This is a genomic window from Subtercola boreus, assembly GCF_003399645.1.
Lineage (GTDB): Bacteria > Actinomycetota > Actinomycetes > Actinomycetales > Microbacteriaceae > Subtercola > Subtercola boreus_A.
The window spans coordinates 165,299-178,775 of record NZ_NBXD01000030.1; the positions used below are offsets into that span (position 1 = coordinate 165,299).

A 13,477-nucleotide genomic window follows, 5' to 3' on the forward strand; every position below is an offset into this window, starting at 1 on the left:
GATCGATTCTCGCGTCTTTTCGAAGGGCCTGGGTCGGAGGACCTGCTGCTAGTGCACGCCCGCGCCGAACGACGCGGCGTCGACACCCGACGCGTCGACGCGTTCGGTGCGACGGGCGAGGACGACCATCAGCAGGGCCGACAGAAGCATGAACGCGCCGACGACGAACATCGGAACGACGTAGCTGCCCGTCCAGTCCTTCAACGCACCCGTGATGAACGGGGCGCTGAACCCGGCGAGGTTGCCGATCGTGTTGATCAGCGCGATACCGGCCGCCGCAGCGACACCCGTGAGGAACTGGGTCGGCACCGTCCAGAAGTTCGGCAGGGCCGCGAAGATCGCGCAGGCGGTCACGGTGATGATGGCGATGGTCGCCACCGGCGAACCGGCGAGCAGGGCGAGCGGGATGCTCACACCACCCACGAGCGCGGGAACGGCGATGTGCCACGTCTTCACTCCCCGGCGCGTCGCGTCCCTCGACCAGAGCCACAGCACGATCGCGGCCGGCACATACGGGATCGCCGTGATGAGCCCCTTCTGGATGAAGTCGAACTTGACGCCCGCCGTGGCCTGGAAGCCGTCGATGATCGTGGGCAGGAAGAAGGCCAGGGCGTAGAGGCCGTAGATGAAGCCGAAGTAGATGAAGGCGAGCATCCAGACCCGTCCGGTGCGCAGTGCGCTGAATGTGCTCGACTTCTTGCCTCCCGCCTGGATCTTGATGGCCTCGGTCTTCTCCTTGACGACGTTCTCGTCATCGAGAGCCGTGAGCAGCCAGGTGCGCTCAGGGCCCGTCAACCACTTCGCCTCTTTCGGGCTGGTGAGGTAGAACCACGCGATGATGCCCACGATGATGGCCGGGATGGCGACGACGAGGTACATGAAGCGCCAGCCCTCGAGGCCGAACACGCCGTGGGTCTGCAGCAGCACTCCGGCGAGCGGGGCACCCACGACACTGGTGAGCGGCTGCGCCAGGTAGAACAGAGCGAGGATCTTCGAGCGGTGCTGCGACGGCACCCAGAGGCTCAGAAAGAGGATGGCGCCCGGGAAGAACCCGGCCTCGGCCACACCGAGCAGAAAGCGCAGGATGGCGAGCTGCTCGAAGTTCTGCACCCAGGTGAACAGGGCGGCGACGATGCCCCACGAGACCATGATGCGGGCGAGCCAGCGCCTCGCGCCGAACCGTACCAGCGCCACATTCGAGGGGACCTCGAGCAGGATGTAGCCGATGAAGAACACGCCCGAGGCGAACCCGAACTGGGCCGCAGTGAGCCCGAGGTCGTCGTTCATGCCGTTCGGCGCGGCGAAACCGACCGCGGTGCGGTCGAGGTAGTTGATGAAGAACATCAGCGCGACGAACGGCACGACGCGCGTGGCGACCTTGCGGATCGTCGATTTCTCCAGGGCGGACTGCTCTGGTTGGGGAGTGGCGACAGTGCTCACGGTGTCATTCCTAACGTTCGATGGTGTCGAGGTGCAGCATCCGGCTGAGAACGAGGTCGAGCTCGTCGTCGCGGAAGATCTTCTTCCAGTCGTCTTTCACGATGGACTCGCGGCCGTAGTCCATGGCGATCAGGCAGGCGTCGGAGAAGGGGTTGTCGCCGTTCAGCGAGTTCGCCAGGGCGACCTGGGTGTGGCCGAGAAGGATGGCGCGGGCAGCGGGGTAGGGCACGCCCATGGTGTTGACGGCCTCGTCGAGCGACTCTTTGAGCAGCCCCCCGATCATGCAGGCGATGGTCTCGACGAGGGTCGGCTCGAGCTGGGCGAGCTGCTTGACCGTGACCCAGTGCACATCCACGACGGGCGCGTAGATGACCTTGATGGTCGCCTCGGCGATGGCCCGCTTCGACTCGTCGTCGCTCTCGATCGCGGCGACGACATCCTGCGGCGCCGCGATGCCTCCGAACGTGTCGGCGTACTCCTCGGGTGTGTGGCGCTCGAGGAAGACCGAGGGGTGGCAGGGATGCGCGACAGCGAACACGATGTCGTCGCGCGTGGCGAGCAGGCCCGCATAGGCGGCGGCCGGGTCGAGCGTCAGCAGCACGGTGCCGGGCTTCAGCAGCGGAACGACCAGCGCGGAGACCGCGGCGAGGGCGAGGTCGGGCACGGCCAGCACCACGACGTCGGCGTCTTTCACGGCGTCGGGCGTCTCGGTGATGGTGCGGCCGGCGTCGAGCGTGCGCTGCTGGCCGGCCGGCGAGTTCTCGCTGTAGAACACGGTGTGATCGGTCTTGGCGAGGTTGTTGGAGACGCGCATCCCCATCTTCCCGCCGGCTCCGATGACCGCGATGGTGAGGCTGTCGGTGAGTGTCGTCATATGGTTCTGCTCCTCAGGTGGTTCAGGGTGTGGGTGTTCCAGGTGTTCTCTTCGCGAACGGTCTCTTCGTAGGAGGCGCCCAGCGGAAGCCAGTGTTCGATGATCTGGTTGATGCCGCGCTCGTTCGGGCGCACGGTCTCGACGAGGTACTCGTAGTCGAGAAGGCCGGTGCCGAGCGGCGCGCCCTCCAGAGTGAAACCGACCCAGCCGCCGCGGCGGGTGAAGGCGAAGTCCTTGACATGCACGTTCGCCACGAAAGGCGCCGTGCGGTCGATCACGTCGCGGGGGTTCTCGAGCAGCGCGACCGTGTTGGCGGGGTCGAGGCAGATGCCGACCCGCGGATGCCCGATCGCCTCGATCAGCGAGACGAGATCGTTCGTCGGCAGCTGTTCGTATGTCTCGAGCGCGAGCGTCACGCCGGCGTCGTCGTACGCCCGCGTCACGGCGTTCAGGTCGCGCTCGGCCTCGGCGAGGGTGGGGCGGTACCCGGGCGAGAAGACCATGCTGCGCACGAGCGTCGCGTCGAAGGTCTTCGCGAGCTCGAGGTACCGCAGCAGGTGATCGGGCGAGACGCCCTTCGTGCCGAGTTCGATGCCCACCCCGAGGTCGCCGGCCCGGAGCGCGACGTCGGCCAGGGCATCCGGGGTCAGCTCATCCAGCGGAGCGTAGTCGCAGATCTGCAGCAGCCCGACGCCGCGGTCGCTCACGTCGGCGAGCACCCCGGCGAGGTCGAGCCGCCGCGGGTTCGAGGCGTGCAGCTGCCAGAAGTAGGCAAAGGTGCTGAGGCCGATCACGAGACAGGCTTCCGGATGCTCATCAGCAGCTGCCCGTGTTCTCGTACTCGCTCAGCACGGCGACCTTCTCCGCGCTGGCGCTCGACTCGTCGAAGCGGTAGGTCAGCCACTCGCGCACGAGGCGGCGGGCCAGCTCGATGCCGATGACGCGCTGGCCCATGGTGAGCACCTGGGCATTGTTGCTGAGCACGGCACGCTCGACCGAGAAGCTGTCATGGGCGGTGACGGCGCGGATGCCGGCGACCTTGTTCGCCGAGATGGCGACGCCGAGGCCGGTACCGCAGAAGATCAGAGCGCGGTCGGCCCTGCCCGAAGCCACGAGTTCAGCGGCAGCGATGGCCACGCGCGGGTAGGCGGTGTGGCCGTCGGCATCGACGCCGACGTCTTCGACACTCGCGACGAGGGGGTTGGTCTCGAGATCCTTCTTCAGGATCTCCTTGTAGTCGAAGCCGGCGTCGTCGGAGCCGAGGGCGATGCGGAGTGGTTCGGTCATGCGGGGTCTCCTTGCAGGGTGGTGTCACGGTGGGCAGCAGCGGCCGGCACGGTCGCCGAGTGGGCGGTGAGCACGTCGGCGACCACGGTCACGATGAGGGCGAGAGAGTGCGCGCCGGCGTCGGGGGTGCCGAGGCTCTTCTCGGCGTGCGGGCGGGCGCGGCCCATGCGCGGCAGCAGGGCGGCGGTCGCGGCTGCGGCCTCAGTGGCGGCCGTGGCGGCGAGGGTCCAGGCGGCGGCGAGGGATGCTCCGCCGGCTATCTCGCGGCTGAGAACGTCGCTGAACGGAACGAGCGCATCGACCATCGTCTTGTCGCCGACTTCGGCACCGAAGGTGAGGATGCCGTTCTTCGCGGCCAGCACACCGGCTGCGACAGATGCTGCGGTGGGCTTCGCGGTGTCGCCGAGCTCGGTGCCGACGGCCGTCAGCGCGACGCCCCAGAGGGCTCCGGATGTTCCGCCGGCGCGATCGGACCACGCATCGGCCGCACGCCGGAGCAGGGTCTCGGCCCCCGCACCGGCTTCGAGCACCGTGAGGGCTGCGGCGGTCGCGGCACGCGAGCCCCGCAGCATCCCGATGCCGTGGTCACCATCACCCGCCACGGCGTCGATGCGACCGAGCTCGTCGGCGTTGTCGGTGACGACCGCCTGCAGCGCTTCGAGGGCCAGCTGGGCCAACCGGGCACCCGCCTGCGATTCGGCGGAGGCGTCGGGGATGGACACCTCGACCTCGGCTTCGACCTCTGCGGCATCGAGCTGTTCGGCGACCCGCACCGAGCCCTTGCGATAGGCCGGAGTATCGGCGGGAGCCCGCCAGAAGCGCTCGAGTTCGTCGTCGAGCCAGAACAGGGTGAGGGAGGCCCCGGCCATGTCGAAGCTGGTGACGAGCTCGCCCACCTCGGGTTCGACGATCGTGACCCCGGCCTCGTCGAGCAGGCGCGCGACGCCCCGGTAGACCACGAAGAGTTCTTCGTACTTCACGGCTCCGAGGCCGTTCAGGATGAGCCCGACACGCTGGCCCTCGGCCTGCGAGATGCCGTCAGGGAGTTCGGCGAGCAACGCTTCGACGAACTGGGTCGCCAACCCGTCGGCGGTGGGCACGTCGGTCTCGCCGATACCGGGTTCACCGTGGATGCCCATTCCCACGGCCATCCGCCCCTCGGGAACGGTGAAGAGGGGGTCGGTGGCTCCGGGCAGGCTGCAGCCCGAGAACGCGACCCCGAACGAGCGGGTGCGCTCGTTCGCGAGCTCGGCCACCCGCACGACCTCGTCGAGCGGGTAGCCCTCTTGCGCCGCGGCGGCGGCGGACTTGAAGACGGTCAGGTCGCCGGCGATGCCACGGCGCTTCTGCTTCTCGGCGACACTCGCGCTGGAGATGTCATCGGTCACCACGACGGTGCGTGTCGGCACGCCGGCGGCGGTGAGGGCATCCTGGGCCTGGCTGAAGTGTAGAACGTCACCGGCGTAGTTGCCGTAGCTGAGCAGCACCCCGCCTCCCCGGTGGGCTGCGCGGGCGACGGTCTCGACCTGGTGAGCCGACGGTGAGGCGAAGAGGTTGCCCATGGCCGCGCCGCTGGCGAGACCCTGCCCGACGGGCCCGCCGAACGCGGGGTAGTGGCCCGAACCTCCGCCGATGACGAGCGCGACCTGGTTCTCGGGGGTCTTCGTGCTGCGGACGACGCCACCGGTGACGCGCCTGACCTGGTTCTGATTGGCGGCGACGAAACCGTCGATCATCTCATCGGCGAAGTCGGCCGGATCGTTGTACAGGCGTGTCATGGGGGGTAGCAACTCCAGCGGTGCAGGGGGTGGGCGACGGTGGCTGGGCACAACTATAGCTCAACCGGTTGACCAATTTGCAAGCGATCGGAGAAACTTTCTTTCGTTGATAGCCTGACGACATGCCGGCCTACCCAGACCAACCCACTTCGCAGATCAGCTCGGCGCTGGGGTCGATCGCCACGGGCAGTGCGGTCTCGGCCGTGGCGAAACGGCTGCTCGACCTGTTCATGAGCGGCGACATCGAGGTGGGCACACGCCTTCCCCCCGAGCGCGAACTGGCGGCACGCCTGCAGATCGGGCGATCGGCGGTGCGCGAGGCGCTGGCGGCGCTCGAGATCCTCGGCGTGGTCGACGTACGCCCGGGCAGCGGAACATACCTGCGCGGCACGACCTCGGAGCTGCTGCCCGAGACGCTGAGCTGGGGTCTGATGATCGGCGAACCGCGCACCCGCGACCTCATCCAGGTGCGCGGGGCCCTCGAGGTGTTCGCCGCGCAGATAGCGGCCGCGGCGATCTCCGACGAATCGCTCGCCCGACTGAAGCAGCACCTCCAGACCATGCACGATGCGGGCGAGAACCGCACCCGGTTCATCGAGGCCGACCTGAAGTTCCACCTCGAGATCGCGAAGAGTGCGGGCAACAAGGTGCTGATCGACCTGTTGCAGAGCATCCGCTCACTGCTGCGCATCTGGGTGGAGCGCGGGCTGCAGGCGAGCGCCGACGCCGACAGCGCCCTCGCAGAGCACGAGCGCATCTACGAGGCGCTGCGGGTGCGCGATCCGGAACTGGCGAGCGCGGCGATGACCCTGCACATGAAGACGGCCGGGGAGCGGCTGGGGCGCACGCTCGACGCGAAGCACGAGGTTCACCCGCCGTTTCTCGCTTGAATGTACTGTTCTCCCATGACAGGCATTTCGGGTGCGCCCGACACCGTCTCGGGCGGCGAGGGCTCGGCACGGGCATCCACAGCAGACGACCGCGTGATACCGGGGCGTCGCATCATCGCCTGGGCCCTCTGGGACTGGGGCGGGGCCGCCTTCAACGCGGTCGTCACGACCTTCGTGTTCACGGTGTACCTCACCGGCAACGCAACGAACCACCCGTTCGGCGACGAGGCTTTCGTCTCGGCCCAGCTCGGCTGGACGCTGGGGGTCGCGGGGGTCGTCGTCGCCCTGCTGGCGCCCGTGACAGGCCAGCGCTCCGACACGTCGGGCAACCGCAAGCTCTGGCTCGGTGTGAACACGTACATCGTCGTGCTGATCATCGCGCTGCTCTTCTTCGTGCAGGCGACGCCGGAATACCTGTGGCTCGGGCTGCTACTGCTGGCCGTGGGGTCGGTGTTCTTCCAATTCGCCGAGGTGAACTACAACGCCATGCTCTCGAGCGTCTCGACGAGGCGCACCATCGGCAAGGTCAGCGCTTTCGGCTGGTCGATGGGGTATTTCGGCGGCATCGTGCTGCTGCTGATCGTCTACTTCGGTTTCATCCACCCCGACGTGGGGCTGTTCGGCGTGACGAGCGCGAACGGCCTTTCGGTGCGGGTGTCGATGCTCATCGCCGCCCTGTGGTTCGGGGTGTTCGCGCTGCCGGTACTGCTCGCGGTGCCCGAACTGGTGCCCAACGGGTCTGCGGCCCGAGCGAAGGTAGGCTTCTTCGCCTCCTACGCGCGGCTCGGGCACGACATCGCGGGGCTCTGGCGCACCAACCGCCACACGGTGTACTTTCTGATCGCGTCGGCAGTGTTCCGTGATGGGCTGACCGGCGTCTTCACCTTCGGCGGGGTTCTGGCGGCCGGAACCTTCGGTTTCTCGCCGGGCGAGGTCATCATCTTCGCGATCGCGGCGAACGTCACCGCCGGGGTCTCGACGGTGCTGGTCGGTCGACTGGACGACCGGGTCGGGCCCAAGCCCGTCATCGTCGTGGCGCTGGTCGGGCTCGTCATCTGCGGGTCGGCCGTCTTCTTCCTGCACGATGCCGGGCAGGCGGCGTTCTGGGTCTTCGGCCTGGCGCTCTGCCTGTTCGTCGGGCCGGCGCAGTCGGCCAGCCGGTCGTTCCTCGGGCGGGTCATCCCGGCCGGCCGGGAGGGCGAGATCTTCGGGCTCTACGCCACGACCGGCAAGGCGGCGACGTTCCTCGCGCCGGCGGCCTTCGCCCTGTTCGTGACCCTCGGCGGCGCGCAGTACTGGGGCATCCTCGGCATCGTGCTGGTGCTGCTGGTCGGGCTGCTGGTACTCATCCCGGTCTCCTCGAAGCAGAAGCAGCTCGCCGACTGACACGGCTGCCTCCCGCGGCGGTCAGCCGTTGATCAGCACGAACCAGATGAGCAGCATCGTGACCAGAAAGCCCGAGACGAAGTTGAGGTAGAGAAACCTCCTCCAACCCACGTTGGCCCGTTCGGCATCCCGGTCGGTGATCGACCAGTAGGGCAGCACGCTGAACGCGTACGGAAGGGCCAGCAGGCTCGCGAGCGGGCCGGGCCAGCCGGTGAACAGCATCAGGATGCCGCCCAGCACGTAGGCGAAGAAGGCGAAGCGCACGGTCTGCCGCCCCCCGATCACGGTGGCGATCGACGAGATACCGCCCTCGCGGTCGGCCACGATGTCCTGTACGGCGCCGAAGGCGTGGCTGGCGATCCCCCAGAGGAAGAACGCGGCGAGGATGGCCCAGAGCGCCGGGGTGAAGGTGGCACCGGCGAGCACGAGGCCGTAGACGGCAGGGCTCACGAAATGGGTGCTCGAGGTGAGCGAGTCGACGAACGGCCGCTCCTTGAAGCGCAGCTTCGGCGCGCTGTAGGCGATCACCGCGAAGATGCTGATCGCGAGCACCAGCCAGGAGAGCGGCGAGCCGACGATGACGAGATATGCCAGGAACGGAATATTGGTCGCGGCGGCACTGACGAGCGTCACGCGGTGCAGCGACCGACTGAGCACCGCGCCCTCGACACCGCCCTTCCGCGGGTTTCGCATGTCGGATTCGTAGTCGAACACGTCGTTGATGCCGTACATCGCGAGGTTGTACGGCACGAGGAAGTACAGGGTGCCGAACACGAACGTCAGGTCGATCTCACGGGTGGTGAGGAAGTAGCCGGCCGCGAACGGAAAGGCGGTATTGATCCACGACAGCGGCCGGGAGGAGAGCACGACCTGGCTGAAGGTGCTCATCGGGTGGCTCCCGGTTCAGCCCCGCGCGTGCGCGTATTCAGGCCACGGACGCCGTCGCGTTCGAGTGGCGGCTCATCCGCCTTGCGGCCTGAATTGTGAGGTGCCTCGGTGGGGCGGCGGGCAGGGAGGAGCGTCCACAGGGCCGGCAGAAGGAGGGCGGCGCCGATGACGTAGGCGAAGTCCTCGAGCGGGGCGATACCGAGGAACGCGCCGGAGATGAGGCTGCGGTCGTAGCCGACGAGGCCGATGCCGATCATGACGTTGTCGAAGACGACACTCACGACGAACAGCACGAGCGCGGTGATCACGACGGGCAGCCGCCGGGGGTGCCGCCTTGCCATGCGCGCGAGCACAGCCACCGCGACAGCGATCACCAGGAAGATCGTATTGAGCGACCAGTAGGTCACGGGCGGCCACCTCCGCTTCGCACGGCGCCGGATGCCCGGCCGGTGTCGGTCGCGCGGGCCCTGCCGAGCATCCGCCCCACCGTCTCGAAGAGGTTCATCGTGAGATAGCAGAGCAGGGTCAGAAAGAAGACCTCCTCCAGCGGCAACTCGGGGCCGACGAGGATGCCCGTCATGAACGAGGTCTCGCCACGGAAGAAGATGCCTGCGGTGATACCCGACACGTCCCAGGCGAGGAAGAACAGCACGCCCACGACGAGCACGATCGCGGCACGTCGGGCGTCCTGCCAGAAGAACAGGCGAAAGCGCCGGTCGAGCATGACCATCCCGGTGAGGGCGACGAGCAGCGCGAGCAGGTAGAGGATGCCCATCAGCGGCTGCGCGGTGTCGGGGTGGCGGGGGTCACAGTGGTTCCGGGAGGGCCGTGGTGGAGGTGTCGCCGCGCAGGCGCTTGATCACGAGTTCGGCGCTGATCAGGCACATCGGCAGGCCGATGCCGGGGATCGTGGATCCACCCGCGTAGTAGAGCCCGCCGACCTTCTTGCTCACGTTGCCCGCGCGAAAGAATGCACTCTGTGCGAGCGTGTGCGCCGGCCCGAGGGCGGTGCCGTTCCACGTGTTGAGGTCGTTCGCGAAGTCGGCGGGGCCGATGGTCCGCCGCACGGTGATGCGGGAGGCGAGGTCGGGGATGCCCGCCCACTCCCCGATCTGCGCGATGGCCTCATCGGCGATCGCCTCGACCCGGGCGTCGCCGCCACCGTCTTCCCCGCCCGATCCGATACCGGGGTCGGCGGGGATCGGTACGAGCACGAACAGGTTCTCGCTGCCCTCGGGCGCCACCTCCGGATCGGTCGCGCTGGGACGGCAGACGTAGATCGACGCCGGACTCGGAACCGAGGTCGTCGCCTTCCGCCCGATACCGACGGCCTTGGCCAGACCGGCCACGACGCCGCCCCTGCCGAAGATCTTCTCGAAGTCGGCCTTCCACGACTTGGTGAAGAACAGCGTGTGGTGGGCGAGCTCGGGCACCGCACCCGAGACGCCCAGGTAGATGAGGACGGCGCTCGGGCCGGCCGTCTTCTTCGCCCAGTACTTCTCGGGGTAGGTCTGCAGCTCCGGGAGGAGCATGGTGGTCTCGACGTGGCGGAGGTCGGTGGCGGCGACCACGATATCGGCGTCGATCGAGTGAGCGGCGCCGGTGCTGTCGAGATACTGCACGCCCGAGACGCGGGCAGGCGTGCGGTCGGCGGGTGCGACCCCGGATGCCGCGGCCCTCCCCCGGGCGGCGGCCGGGGTCGGCGCGGTCGGGGTCGGCGCGGTCGGGGTCGCGGAGGTGGGAGCTGGGGCGGCGGCCCACGTCGCGTCGGGCGCACTCTCGGCCTCCCCCTCGAGCACCCGGCGCAGCTCGTCGCGGTCGACCACATTGGTGTCGAACTCGGTGGTGTCGTAGTCGTACGGGCCGGGTGCGGGCTCCGGGTGCGCGGCCGCCTCCACCCCGTCATCGGTGGTGACGATGCGCGACACCGCAGCGCCCGTGACGATCGTGACCCCGGCCGACTCGGCGAGCTGGCGGATGCTCTCGATCACCCGGGCGAGGCCGCCCTGCGGGTAGAGCACACCGTCTTCGAGGTCGAGATGGCTCATCAGGTGGTACATGCTCGGAGTGGAATACGGCGACGACCCGAGGAACACGGCCGGGTAACCGAGGATCTGCTGCAGCCGCGGATCACGCACGGTGCGACCGGCGAGACTGCTCAGCGACTCGAGCAACAGCCGAACGAGGCGGGGCGAGCGCTTCAGCACCGGCCCCTTCACCAGCGGTCGGAAGTCTTCGAACGTCGAATAGAGGAAATACTCCTTGGCGAGTTCGTAGGTCTCGGCGGCAGAGTCGAGGTACCCCGCCATGCGCACGCCCGCGCCGGGTTCCATCGACTCGAAGAGCTCGAGGTTCTCCTCCCGGGACGCCGCGATGTCGACGGGGTGGAACTCGTCCTGGAACAGCACCCGGTAGCCGGGGTCGAGCTTGGAGAGGTCGAGCTCGGCGTCGGCAGACGAGCCCATCAGCTTGTAGAAGTGATCGAACACCTCCGGCATCAGGTACCACGACGGGCCGGTGTCGAAGCGGAAGCCGTCTTTCTCCCAGAGCCCGGCGCGCCCGCCGACCGTCTCCTGCTTCTCGAGAACCGTCACGCTGTAGCCCTCACGTGCGAGGAGTCCCGCCGTGGCGAGTCCACTGATGCCGGCGCCGATCACCACGGCCGTCTTGCCCACTCCGGGCCGGCCGGCGGAGGCGGCAGGCTGTGTGGAGGCGCGCTGGTTCTGCAGCACGAAATCTTTCGGCAATCGGTCGATGACCTCGGTCTCTCCGTCGACGAGGTCGTCGAAGCTGTTGCCCTGGCTGGGCCCTCGGTCGTGCTCGGAACTCAACGGTTCTCCTCGGCTGTAGCGGTGGTGGTGGATGGTGGGGGGGATGTCGCGGGGCCGGTGCCGCGCGTCGCGGAAGCGAAAGCCGAGGCCGTCGCCGTCGCCGAGGCCGTCGCCGAGTACTCTCGCGGCAGGCGCCCGGCCGAAGCCGAGGCCGCGATGCGCAGTTTCACGGGGTTCGGCACACGGATGCGCGTCTCGGCCAACACGGCGGCCGGCGTCTCCCAGAGACGCCGGGTCAGCTCGCCGAACAGGCCCTGCGCCAGCGCAACGGCACGCCGCGACGTCGACGGCAGCAGCGGCAGGCTCGCCCGGGCGATGCGCAGATCGTTGTCGATGTCGAGCAGGATCCCACGCTTCGCCTCTTCTCCGAAGGTCTCGACGTTCACCCCGGGGAAGTAGCTGCGACCGAGACCGGCGAAGTCCGCTGCCAGGTCGCGCAGGAAGTTGATCTTCTGGAACGCGGCACCGAGGTGCCGGGCGCCGTCGACGAGGGCGCTCCGCCGATCATCCGGAATCGTATGCCCCCCGAGGAATGCAGCGAGGCACATCAGACCCACGACCTCGGCCGAGCCGTAGACATATTCCGTGAACGATTCGGGAGTGTGCTCGGTGGCGGTGAGGTCTGCCCGCATCGAAGCGTAGAACGGCACGACCAACTCGGGCCCGAACGAGACCTGCCGGGCGGTCAGCGCGAAGGCGTGCACCACGAAGTTCGTGCTGTAGCCGACCCGCATCGCCTGAAGAGTCTCGTTCTCGAGCGTGTCGAGCAGGCGGGCGATCTCGTCGGGGCCGAGTTCGGCCGAGGCCGCCACCCCATCGACGACCTCGTCGGCGAGCCGAACCAGAGCGTAGATGTTGTCGACGTGCCGCCGGATGGGCGCCGACAGCAGCCGTGACGCGAGCCCGAACGACGTCGAGTACCGGCGGATCACGATGGCCGCGGTCTCCATGGCGACCCTGTCGTACAGGCGCCGTGCGCGCTCGAGGTCGGCGGTGGTCATCGCACCCGCCGCAGCACGGCCTCGATCACGGGCTGGAACTCGATGCGCGTGGCGTCAGGCAGAGCATCCGAAGCCAGCTCCTCGATCGCCCGGTTCGCGAATTCGTGCGCGAGGTCTTCGGCGTAGGCGCGGGCCCCGCAACTCTCGAGCTGCGAGCGGACGACGGCCGCCTGCTCGCGGGTCAGGTCGGGCAGCCCGACCCAGCGGGAGATCTCGCTCCATTCGGGGCAGGCCGAGGCGTAGGCGATCAGAACCGTGCGCTTGCCCTCCCGGAGGTCGCCGATGGTCGTCTTGCCGGTCGACTCCTCGTCGCCGAAGACGCCGAGGAGATCATCCACGATCTGGTAGGCGATGCCGATGTTGCGCCCGAACGAGGCAAGGGCGCGAACCGCCTCGTCGCTCGCGCCGGCGAGCACGGCTCCCGCCTCGCAGGGACTCTCGAACGAGTAGACGGCGGTCTTGAGGCGCTCCATGTCGACGATCTCCTCGACCGTCGGGATGGCCTCGCGCTGCGAGAAGTCGACGTCGAACAGCTCACCGGCGGCCGAGGCGAAGAGTGCCTCGTCGAAGATGTCGTGCAGTCGCCGGCGCATCTCGTCGCCCACCCCGGCCTTGTCGACCATGCGGAACGCGTTCGAGAGGGCGAGGTCGCCCGCAATGACGGCCACCGACATGCCGCGATGCTCTGCGGCGGGAATCGGGATGCCGGCCGTCTGGGCGAAGTCGCGGTAGACGCCCGACACGTTGACGCCGCCGCGGCGGATGAAGTCGCGGTCGATGACGTCGTCGTGCACGATCAGTGCCGTGTGCAGCAGCTCGAAGGCCGCACCGATGTGGGCCGCTGCCTCGGAATCGGTGCCGCCGAGCGACTCGTAGGCGCCCATGACCATGCCCGGCCGAAAGCGTTTGCCGCCGGCCGTGTTGCGCTCGAGGGTCTGCCACAGCGTGACATACCGGGGCCCGATAGCCGAGGCGCGGTTCTTGGCTAGGCTGAAGAAGCGGTCGAGCACGTCGTCGACATGTTTCTGTCGGCGGGTGCTTGCCACCACGAGGTCGTGTGGGTCCACCTTTTGAGAGTAACCCACCCAGTGAGAAGAGGGCG

Annotated in this window: 13 protein-coding genes; 2 read left to right on the plus strand and 11 right to left on the minus strand. The window is 68.3% G+C overall.

Annotated elements, in window-relative coordinates; translation table 11 throughout:
* Positions 1-48: 48 nt before the first annotated feature.
* The 5 genes from B7R24_RS15410 to B7R24_RS15430 are packed head-to-tail and all read right to left on the minus strand — an operon-like array spanning position 49 to position 5,379.
* Positions 49-1,440 (minus strand): MFS transporter, encoded by a 1,392-nt coding sequence (locus B7R24_RS15410; RefSeq protein ID WP_437123535.1) that lies wholly within the window; start codon positions 1,438-1,440, stop codon positions 49-51.
* Positions 1,441-1,450: 10 nt separating this feature from the next.
* Positions 1,451-2,314 carry a phosphogluconate dehydrogenase C-terminal domain-containing protein gene (locus B7R24_RS15415; protein ID WP_116419844.1) on the minus strand — a complete coding sequence of 288 codons (864 nt, stop codon included), beginning with the start codon at positions 2,312-2,314 and terminating at the stop codon, positions 1,451-1,453.
* Positions 2,311-3,108: a sugar phosphate isomerase/epimerase family protein gene (locus B7R24_RS15420; RefSeq protein WP_116419845.1), complete on the minus strand. Its 798-nt coding sequence runs from the start codon at positions 3,106-3,108 to the stop codon at positions 2,311-2,313. The genes B7R24_RS15415 and B7R24_RS15420 overlap by 4 nt, the downstream gene beginning before the upstream one ends.
* A 22-nt stretch (positions 3,109-3,130) precedes the next feature.
* Positions 3,131-3,601, minus strand: coding sequence for a ribose-5-phosphate isomerase (locus B7R24_RS15425; protein ID WP_116419846.1), 471 nt, complete (start codon positions 3,599-3,601; stop codon positions 3,131-3,133).
* Positions 3,598-5,379, minus strand: a complete 1,782-nt coding sequence (locus B7R24_RS15430) for a dihydroxyacetone kinase family protein (RefSeq protein WP_116419847.1) — start codon at positions 5,377-5,379, stop codon at positions 3,598-3,600. The genes B7R24_RS15425 and B7R24_RS15430 overlap by 4 nt, the downstream gene beginning before the upstream one ends.
* Before the next feature lie 122 nt (positions 5,380-5,501).
* Here B7R24_RS15430 and B7R24_RS15435 point away from each other — a divergent pair, with 122 nt between their 5' ends.
* Positions 5,502-6,269: a FadR/GntR family transcriptional regulator gene (locus tag B7R24_RS15435; protein WP_116419848.1), complete on the plus strand. Its 768-nt coding sequence runs from the start codon at positions 5,502-5,504 to the stop codon at positions 6,267-6,269.
* A gap of 15 nt (positions 6,270-6,284) precedes the next feature.
* Positions 6,285-7,655, plus strand: coding sequence for an MFS transporter (locus tag B7R24_RS15440; RefSeq protein ID WP_116419849.1), 1,371 nt, complete (start codon positions 6,285-6,287; stop codon positions 7,653-7,655).
* A gap of 21 nt (positions 7,656-7,676) precedes the next feature.
* Here the strand turns inward: B7R24_RS15440 and B7R24_RS15445 are convergent, their stop codons facing one another.
* The 6 genes from B7R24_RS15445 to B7R24_RS15470 are packed head-to-tail and all read right to left on the minus strand — an operon-like array spanning position 7,677 to position 13,442.
* Positions 7,677-8,543 (minus strand): prenyltransferase, encoded by an 867-nt coding sequence (locus tag B7R24_RS15445; RefSeq protein WP_116419850.1) that lies wholly within the window; start codon positions 8,541-8,543, stop codon positions 7,677-7,679.
* A complete protein-coding gene (locus B7R24_RS15450) occupies positions 8,540-8,950 on the minus strand; it encodes a lycopene cyclase domain-containing protein (RefSeq protein WP_253259493.1) in 411 nt (136 codons plus the stop codon). The genes B7R24_RS15445 and B7R24_RS15450 overlap by 4 nt, the downstream gene beginning before the upstream one ends.
* Positions 8,947-9,318 (minus strand): lycopene cyclase domain-containing protein, encoded by a 372-nt coding sequence (locus B7R24_RS15455; protein ID WP_116419851.1) that lies wholly within the window; start codon positions 9,316-9,318, stop codon positions 8,947-8,949. The genes B7R24_RS15450 and B7R24_RS15455 overlap by 4 nt, the downstream gene beginning before the upstream one ends.
* Positions 9,319-9,349: 31 nt before the next feature.
* On the minus strand, positions 9,350-11,374 hold the full coding sequence (gene crtI / locus B7R24_RS18180; RefSeq protein WP_253259494.1) for a phytoene desaturase family protein: 2,025 nt from the start codon (positions 11,372-11,374) through the stop codon (positions 9,350-9,352).
* Positions 11,371-12,375 carry a phytoene/squalene synthase family protein gene (locus tag B7R24_RS15465; RefSeq protein ID WP_116419852.1) on the minus strand — a complete coding sequence of 335 codons (1,005 nt, stop codon included), beginning with the start codon at positions 12,373-12,375 and terminating at the stop codon, positions 11,371-11,373. Before B7R24_RS15465 ends, crtI begins: the two co-directional genes overlap by 4 nt.
* A complete protein-coding gene (locus tag B7R24_RS15470) occupies positions 12,372-13,442 on the minus strand; it encodes a polyprenyl synthetase family protein (RefSeq protein ID WP_253259495.1) in 1,071 nt (356 codons plus the stop codon). Before B7R24_RS15470 ends, B7R24_RS15465 begins: the two co-directional genes overlap by 4 nt.
* Positions 13,443-13,477 lie beyond the last annotated feature (35 nt).

What these genes read in the sequence shown, in the direction of transcription:
- B7R24_RS15445 (WP_116419850.1), bottom strand. Translation starts at nt 8,543, where the DNA reads ATGAGCACCTTCAGCCAGGTCGTGCTCTCCTCCCGGCCGCTGTCGTGG.
- B7R24_RS15455 (WP_116419851.1), bottom strand. Translation starts at nt 9,318, where the DNA reads ATGGGCATCCTCTACCTGCTCGCGCTGCTCGTCGCCCTCACCGGGATG.
- B7R24_RS15465 (WP_116419852.1), bottom strand. Translation starts at nt 12,375, where the DNA reads ATGACCACCGCCGACCTCGAGCGCGCACGGCGCCTGTACGACAGGGTC.
- B7R24_RS15425 (WP_116419846.1), bottom strand. Translation starts at nt 3,601, where the DNA reads ATGACCGAACCACTCCGCATCGCCCTCGGCTCCGACGACGCCGGCTTC.
- B7R24_RS15415 (WP_116419844.1), bottom strand. Translation starts at nt 2,314, where the DNA reads ATGACGACACTCACCGACAGCCTCACCATCGCGGTCATCGGAGCCGGC.
- B7R24_RS15435 (WP_116419848.1), top strand. Translation starts at nt 5,502, where the DNA reads ATGCCGGCCTACCCAGACCAACCCACTTCGCAGATCAGCTCGGCGCTG.
- B7R24_RS15440 (WP_116419849.1), top strand. Translation starts at nt 6,285, where the DNA reads ATGACAGGCATTTCGGGTGCGCCCGACACCGTCTCGGGCGGCGAGGGC.
- B7R24_RS15430 (WP_116419847.1), bottom strand. Translation starts at nt 5,379, where the DNA reads ATGACACGCCTGTACAACGATCCGGCCGACTTCGCCGATGAGATGATC.